At 63.8% G+C, this 4,846-nt stretch carries 7 protein-coding genes; 3 read left to right on the top strand and 4 right to left on the bottom strand.

Annotated features, from left to right (window positions below):
• From X803_RS18880 to X803_RS0109075, 3 genes are all read left to right on the top strand, one after another.
• Positions 1 to 326: ATP-binding protein (locus X803_RS18880; RefSeq protein ID WP_035778424.1), on the top strand; the 326-nt coding region annotated here is incomplete at its 5' end.
• Entirely contained in the window at positions 323 to 1,696 is a 1,374-nt protein-coding gene (locus X803_RS21035; protein WP_051470611.1) for a DedA family protein, read from the top strand. The genes X803_RS18880 and X803_RS21035, both read left to right, overlap by 4 nt.
• 158 nt (positions 1,697 to 1,854) lie before the next feature.
• Positions 1,855 to 2,175: a hypothetical protein gene (locus X803_RS0109075; protein ID WP_026544898.1), complete on the top strand. Its 321-nt coding sequence runs from the start codon at positions 1,855 to 1,857 to the stop codon at positions 2,173 to 2,175.
• A 12-nt stretch (positions 2,176 to 2,187) separates the two neighbouring features.
• Here the strand turns inward: X803_RS0109075 and X803_RS18890 are convergent, their stop codons facing one another.
• The 4 genes from X803_RS18890 to X803_RS21450 form a co-directional block, all read right to left on the bottom strand.
• Positions 2,188 to 3,063: a phosphatase PAP2 family protein gene (locus X803_RS18890; protein ID WP_051470612.1), complete on the bottom strand. Its 876-nt coding sequence runs from the start codon at positions 3,061 to 3,063 to the stop codon at positions 2,188 to 2,190.
• A gap of 165 nt (positions 3,064 to 3,228) precedes the next feature.
• Complete coding sequence (locus X803_RS0109085) at positions 3,229 to 3,660, bottom strand: DUF1232 domain-containing protein (protein WP_026544899.1); 432 nt, start codon at positions 3,658 to 3,660, stop codon at positions 3,229 to 3,231.
• Between the two features lie 18 nt (positions 3,661 to 3,678).
• The gene (locus X803_RS0109090; protein ID WP_026544900.1) at positions 3,679 to 4,161 is read right to left on the bottom strand and encodes a hypothetical protein; all 483 of its coding nucleotides are present in this window, start codon (positions 4,159 to 4,161) and stop codon (positions 3,679 to 3,681) included.
• A 43-nt stretch (positions 4,162 to 4,204) separates the two neighbouring features.
• A partial coding sequence (locus X803_RS21450) for a cation diffusion facilitator family transporter (protein WP_156930030.1) occupies positions 4,205 to 4,846 on the bottom strand: 642 nt, incomplete at its 5' end.

Consider the following 4,846-nt stretch of genomic DNA (forward strand, 5'->3'; position numbering starts at 1 on the left):
ATATCCACGTCACCACCATCAACCGTGCAGCGGTGATCACCGTCGATAACGACGGCGATACCATCCCCGCCGACCAGCGCGAGAAAATTTTCGACCGGTTCGTCCGCCTGGATGCCAGCCGCACCCGAGAAAGCGGCGGCAGCGGCCTCGGCCTTGCCATCAGCAGGGAAATCCTCCACATGCACCGCGGCGCCATCCACGCCACCGAAACACCCGAGGGTCACACCCGCTTCCGCATCACCGTCCCACTACAAGACACAGCAGATACCCGGCACGCCCTGCTTCTGGATGCTGAGAATAAACCATCCTCGGACGATGCCACATGACACAGGTCATCGATTTCATCATGTCCCTGTCCGGGCCGCTGGTTTACGTCATCATCGGTGCTCTCGCGTTCGGTGAGGCCGCCGCGTTCATCGGGCTGGTCCTGCCGGGGGAGACCGCGCTGTTCATCGGCGGGGTGATCGCCAGCCAGGGTCATATCAACATCTGGATTATGCTCACCGTGGCGATCCTCGCCGCTATTACGGGGGATTCCGTGGGCTATGAAATCGGCAGACGCTTCGGGCCGGGACTGAAAAACAGCCGCGTCGGGCGGTTTGTCGGGGCTGAACGCTGGGTCAAAGGTGAACAGTTCCTGGTCAGGCGTGGGGGCAGCGCGGTTCTGATCGGACGTTGGGTGGGGCTGCTGCGCGCACTGGTGCCCGCGCTGGCGGGAATGGGACGCATGCCGTATCGCACCTTCCTGCTGTATAACAGCATCGGCGGCACCATCTGGGCCACCACCGTGGTCTTGTTGGGCTACTTCGCCGGGCAGTCCTATAAGACGGTCGAGCAATACCTGGGCAGGGCCAGCCTCATCCTCACGTTCGTCCTTGCCGGATTCCTGCTGATCGCGCTCCTGGTACGGTTCGCGGTGCGCAACAACGTCTGGACCCAGCAGCAGGTCCACAAACTGCGTACATCCCGCCCCGCGGCCGCGCTCACCTCGGCCACCCGCACGGCGGCGTCCGGACTGAACACCCGGCAGGGGCTCATCACGGTCGGTGGCGTATTGCTTACGGTGGTCCTGTTCTCCGCCGGGTATACCCTGCTCAGCCGTGTTCCTGCCACCGGGCTGGCCTTGCGCGGAATCAACGAACCGGTTCTCTCCTGGTTCCTCGACCATCAAGACGACGAATTCACCGCCATCATGGCCGTGATCGCCGTCCTCGGGCATCCGGCAGCGATCACCGCCATCATCATCGCCACCACCGCCGTGCTCCCACGCAGCGGCCTTTCAAACGTTCTTGTGCCCGGGGCGATCACCGCCGGTGGCGCGGTCGTGATCACCGCAGCCGGACACCTGGCCGTGGCTGGGACCCCCAACCCAATCCACTCGAGTCAGCTCGGTATCTCGTTGCTCAGTCCCGCGGGCACAACACTGATCTCAGCTGCCATCCTCACCACGACCGCCTGGTTCCTCATCGGCCACGAACACTCATGGACATCGAAAGTGCTCACCCTCGCCGGACTGATAACCACCGGCGGGCTGATCGTCCTAAGCCACCTGTACCCTGCAGTTCAGCAACCCACCGACACCGTCTTTGCCTGGGCCGCAGGATCGCTCTGGGCGTTCACCATCGCCGCCCTGTGGACGGCCGCCCGCCACGTCCCGTCACCTCGCGATGAAACTCCGGTGCAGGAACAAGACTGATGACCTCCTGACCAGTGCCTTACACCAACGGAATACTCGGGGTCCCCTTCTCGGGCGTTCACCCACGCGGACTGCTTCTCAGCTGCGTCTCAGGAACCATGGGTGAAGATGAAGCCGAACGGAAAAGACAGTGACACCGGCATAGAAAGTCGATCGACATGCGACGCACGCAGGAAACCCGCAAGACCCCAGCAGGTAGGAAGACTCTCATCCTCGCCCTGGTCGTCGGATTGAACCTCGCCGGAGCCGGCGCAGCCCTGGCCGGTGACTTCCAGCCTGGCCATCACCAGATCCAGTCATCGACAGCCCAGAATCAACCCGCTATCTCCGGCGCCCCGGCAGGGGCGGTCTCACCGGTAGTCGGTGCTCCTTCGGATGCGGCCAGCGCCCAGTCGCAGGAACCACATACCGAGGTGGAAAACAGGATCCGTGAGGGTGAAGGACGTTCCACCCGCCACATCCACGACTCGACCCTGTAAAGGCGGACCTCGTTACGGACGTTCCGGATCCGACGGCGCCGGCCCTGCCGTGTCCTCCGTGGAACCGCTGGGATTGACGGTGTCGCGGTGCCGGGCCGTCAGGTATAGACGGTGGGCTGTGATGACCAGGGCCAGCCACGCAACACCGAGGGTCCACGCGACCAGCACGTCCGTGAACCAGTGATGGCCCAGGAACACCCGGCTCAAGCCCATGGTGACAGCAAACAGGGCGGCCGCGGTCGTCGTGAGAATTCTGGACTGGCGGGTCGTCTGCCGCAGGATAAGCAGGTAAGCCACAACCCCGGCTATCACGACGGCATTGAGGGAGTGGCCGCTGGGGAAGGACGCCGAATACTCATAGGGTGGGACGGCCTCCGTCAGTGCCGGGCGGGAGCGTCCGATGGATTGCTTGCCGGCAATGGTCATCAGCAGGGAGCCGGCTGCCGCGGTCACGATCAGGATGCCCGGTGTCCATGACCGGCGCCGGACGGTGAGGATACCCAGGGTCGTGAGTGCGAGGATCGGCATGCCGATCGGTCCGCCGAGGTTCGTGTAAGCGGTCACCACTGTGTCCAGCCACGGCGACCTCAGGGTCTGTGCTGCGTCCAGGATCGGATGGTCCAGGGCGGCGACGCCGTCTCCCTCGGTGACCGCTTCGTAGATTTCCGTCGAGGCGACGGTGAGGAGAACAGCGATCAGCGCACCGAGAACATGGGTGAGGATCAGCGCGGCATGCGGTCCCAGCAGACCACTGATCCGGTGCGCCCAGCGGGCAAGGAGCCGCCCCGGCGGCGTGCCCCATTCGGTCAGATCCTGGCCGCCGACGAAGCGATCATCATGGATCTCACCGTCGGGCGGCGCTCCGTCCGGACCGGGGTTTTTGCTCATTTCGTCTGACACCGGGTCATCAACTCCGTCTTCATGGCCGCTGTGCGGCGTTTGGTGGGCAGCCTACGCCCGGGAACTAGCAGGCGGTGAGACGCAGTGACTGTGGGTATCGCCGGCCATGTTCCGTGCAGCGCGGTGCCGCCCAGTTGTTCGCGAGAGAACCGGTTACCGGGTTCCGGTTCCAGTTCCAGTTCCGGCAAGTTTCATCACGAGTTGTAGCCCTTCGGTGCTGCCCGGCCAGTGCTTGGCCAAAGCGTCCGGTCCGGTCCGGCGCAGAACTGAGCGCAGCACCACGGCGACAACGATTACATCGTCCGCGTAGCCGATCACTGGAAAGAAGTCCGGAACCACATCGATGGGCAAGAGCAGATAGACCAGAAGCAGGACCAACTCCACACGGACAACCGGGGACACGGATTTGTCGGCGGCGAGGGATTTGATCATCCGTAGGAGGTCCGGCACCAGCCTCAGCGCATCCTTCATGCCCAGCGTCTGCGGATGATTCCGGGCGTAGACCCAGAGCAGGACCAACAGCACCGCATAGAGGGCTGCGATTCCCCCCAGGGACGTGAGGATGGTCTGCCACCACTCAAGCATTTTCAGCCTCGTTCTTGTTCATAGGTTGCTGAGCCCGAGGCGTTGATCGTCCAGGCAGGGAGACCGTTTTCCCGCAGGGGCGGCGATGGATCTGCGGCAGGTGCACCGTGGGCCCTTGGCGGCGGGCATGGTCAGCCAGATGAACCGCTGAATGTTGTTGTAGTCCCCAAAGTCCAGCACGCCTCCGTGGATTTTCGGGGCGAGGTCGCTGCTGACACTGAGGTTGATAGCCGAAAAATCATGCCGCTGGTCGGCGGCGCTACTGGTTGGTATTCGCTGCCCGTCCGCTTCGGTCTCGGGCACGGGGGAGAGTGCGCTGAAGACCGGTTTGCGTGGCAGGACAAGGGAAAAGTACAGGCCCTGTGAGCGGCAGCCGCCGGGCCCCTGGTAGCAGTGCAGGGTGCCACCGAAGACGCCGATCATTTCCAGCGCATCAGCAGTGACCTCGAACGTGTACCCGCGCGGGAGAGTGGCCTGCGCGGCCGGGAACGGGCGGGGCATCTGAATCTCCTGCTCTAACAATGCGACTGTGCGGTTCGGGGATTCAGGATGTTGCCGCCGGTGCGTTCGGTTCACGAGTGGTCCAGACAGGGATAGTCAGCACCGAACCAACGTGGGGGACACCTGCCCGTAGCGCGGCTTCCACCGCACGGCCTTGCTCCTGCACCGCGCCCACCGACGACGACGTGGCAGGAAAGGAGGCCTCGACGTGGAGTTTATGTCCCATCCAACGCATGCGGACCGAACCCCCTGGTGCACATGGCTCGATGGCCTGTTCTGCCTGGTCCATCAGGACAGGGTCCACCCCGTCCATCAGACGGCGGCCGATGTCCCTGGCCGTTCCCCACAGCAGCACCCCGATCGCAGCGGAAATGAGCAGACCGATAATCGGATCCGCCAGCGGGAAGCCAAGCCAGACCCCAGCGACGCCGAGCACCACCGCCAGCGAGGTGAATCCATCGGTCCGGGCATGGACGCCATCGGCAACCAGGGCAGCGGAACCGATCTGCCGTCCGACTCGGATCCGGTAGATCGCCACCAGCTCATTGCCAGCAAAACCGATCAGCCCGGCGGCCAGCACCCAACCGAGATTATCCAGCGGCTGAGGATTGAAGAACCGGCGAATCGACTCAACGGCAGCGACCACGGCAGATAAGGCGATCATCGCGACGATGAACAGCCCCGC

It is taken from the genome of Arthrobacter sp. 35/47, from assembly GCF_000520475.1.
In the GTDB taxonomy this organism is placed as follows: Bacteria; Actinomycetota; Actinomycetes; order Actinomycetales; family Micrococcaceae; genus Arthrobacter_D; species Arthrobacter_D subterraneus.

What these genes read in the sequence shown, in the direction of transcription:
- X803_RS0109085 (WP_026544899.1), bottom strand. Translation starts at nt 3,660, where the DNA reads ATGCTTGAGTGGTGGCAGACCATCCTCACGTCCCTGGGGGGAATCGCA.
- X803_RS18890 (WP_051470612.1), bottom strand. Translation starts at nt 3,063, where the DNA reads ATGAGCAAAAACCCCGGTCCGGACGGAGCGCCGCCCGACGGTGAGATC.
- X803_RS0109090 (WP_026544900.1), bottom strand. Translation starts at nt 4,161, where the DNA reads ATGCCCCGCCCGTTCCCGGCCGCGCAGGCCACTCTCCCGCGCGGGTAC.
- X803_RS21035 (WP_051470611.1), top strand. Translation starts at nt 323, where the DNA reads ATGACACAGGTCATCGATTTCATCATGTCCCTGTCCGGGCCGCTGGTT.
- X803_RS0109075 (WP_026544898.1), top strand. Translation starts at nt 1,855, where the DNA reads ATGCGACGCACGCAGGAAACCCGCAAGACCCCAGCAGGTAGGAAGACT.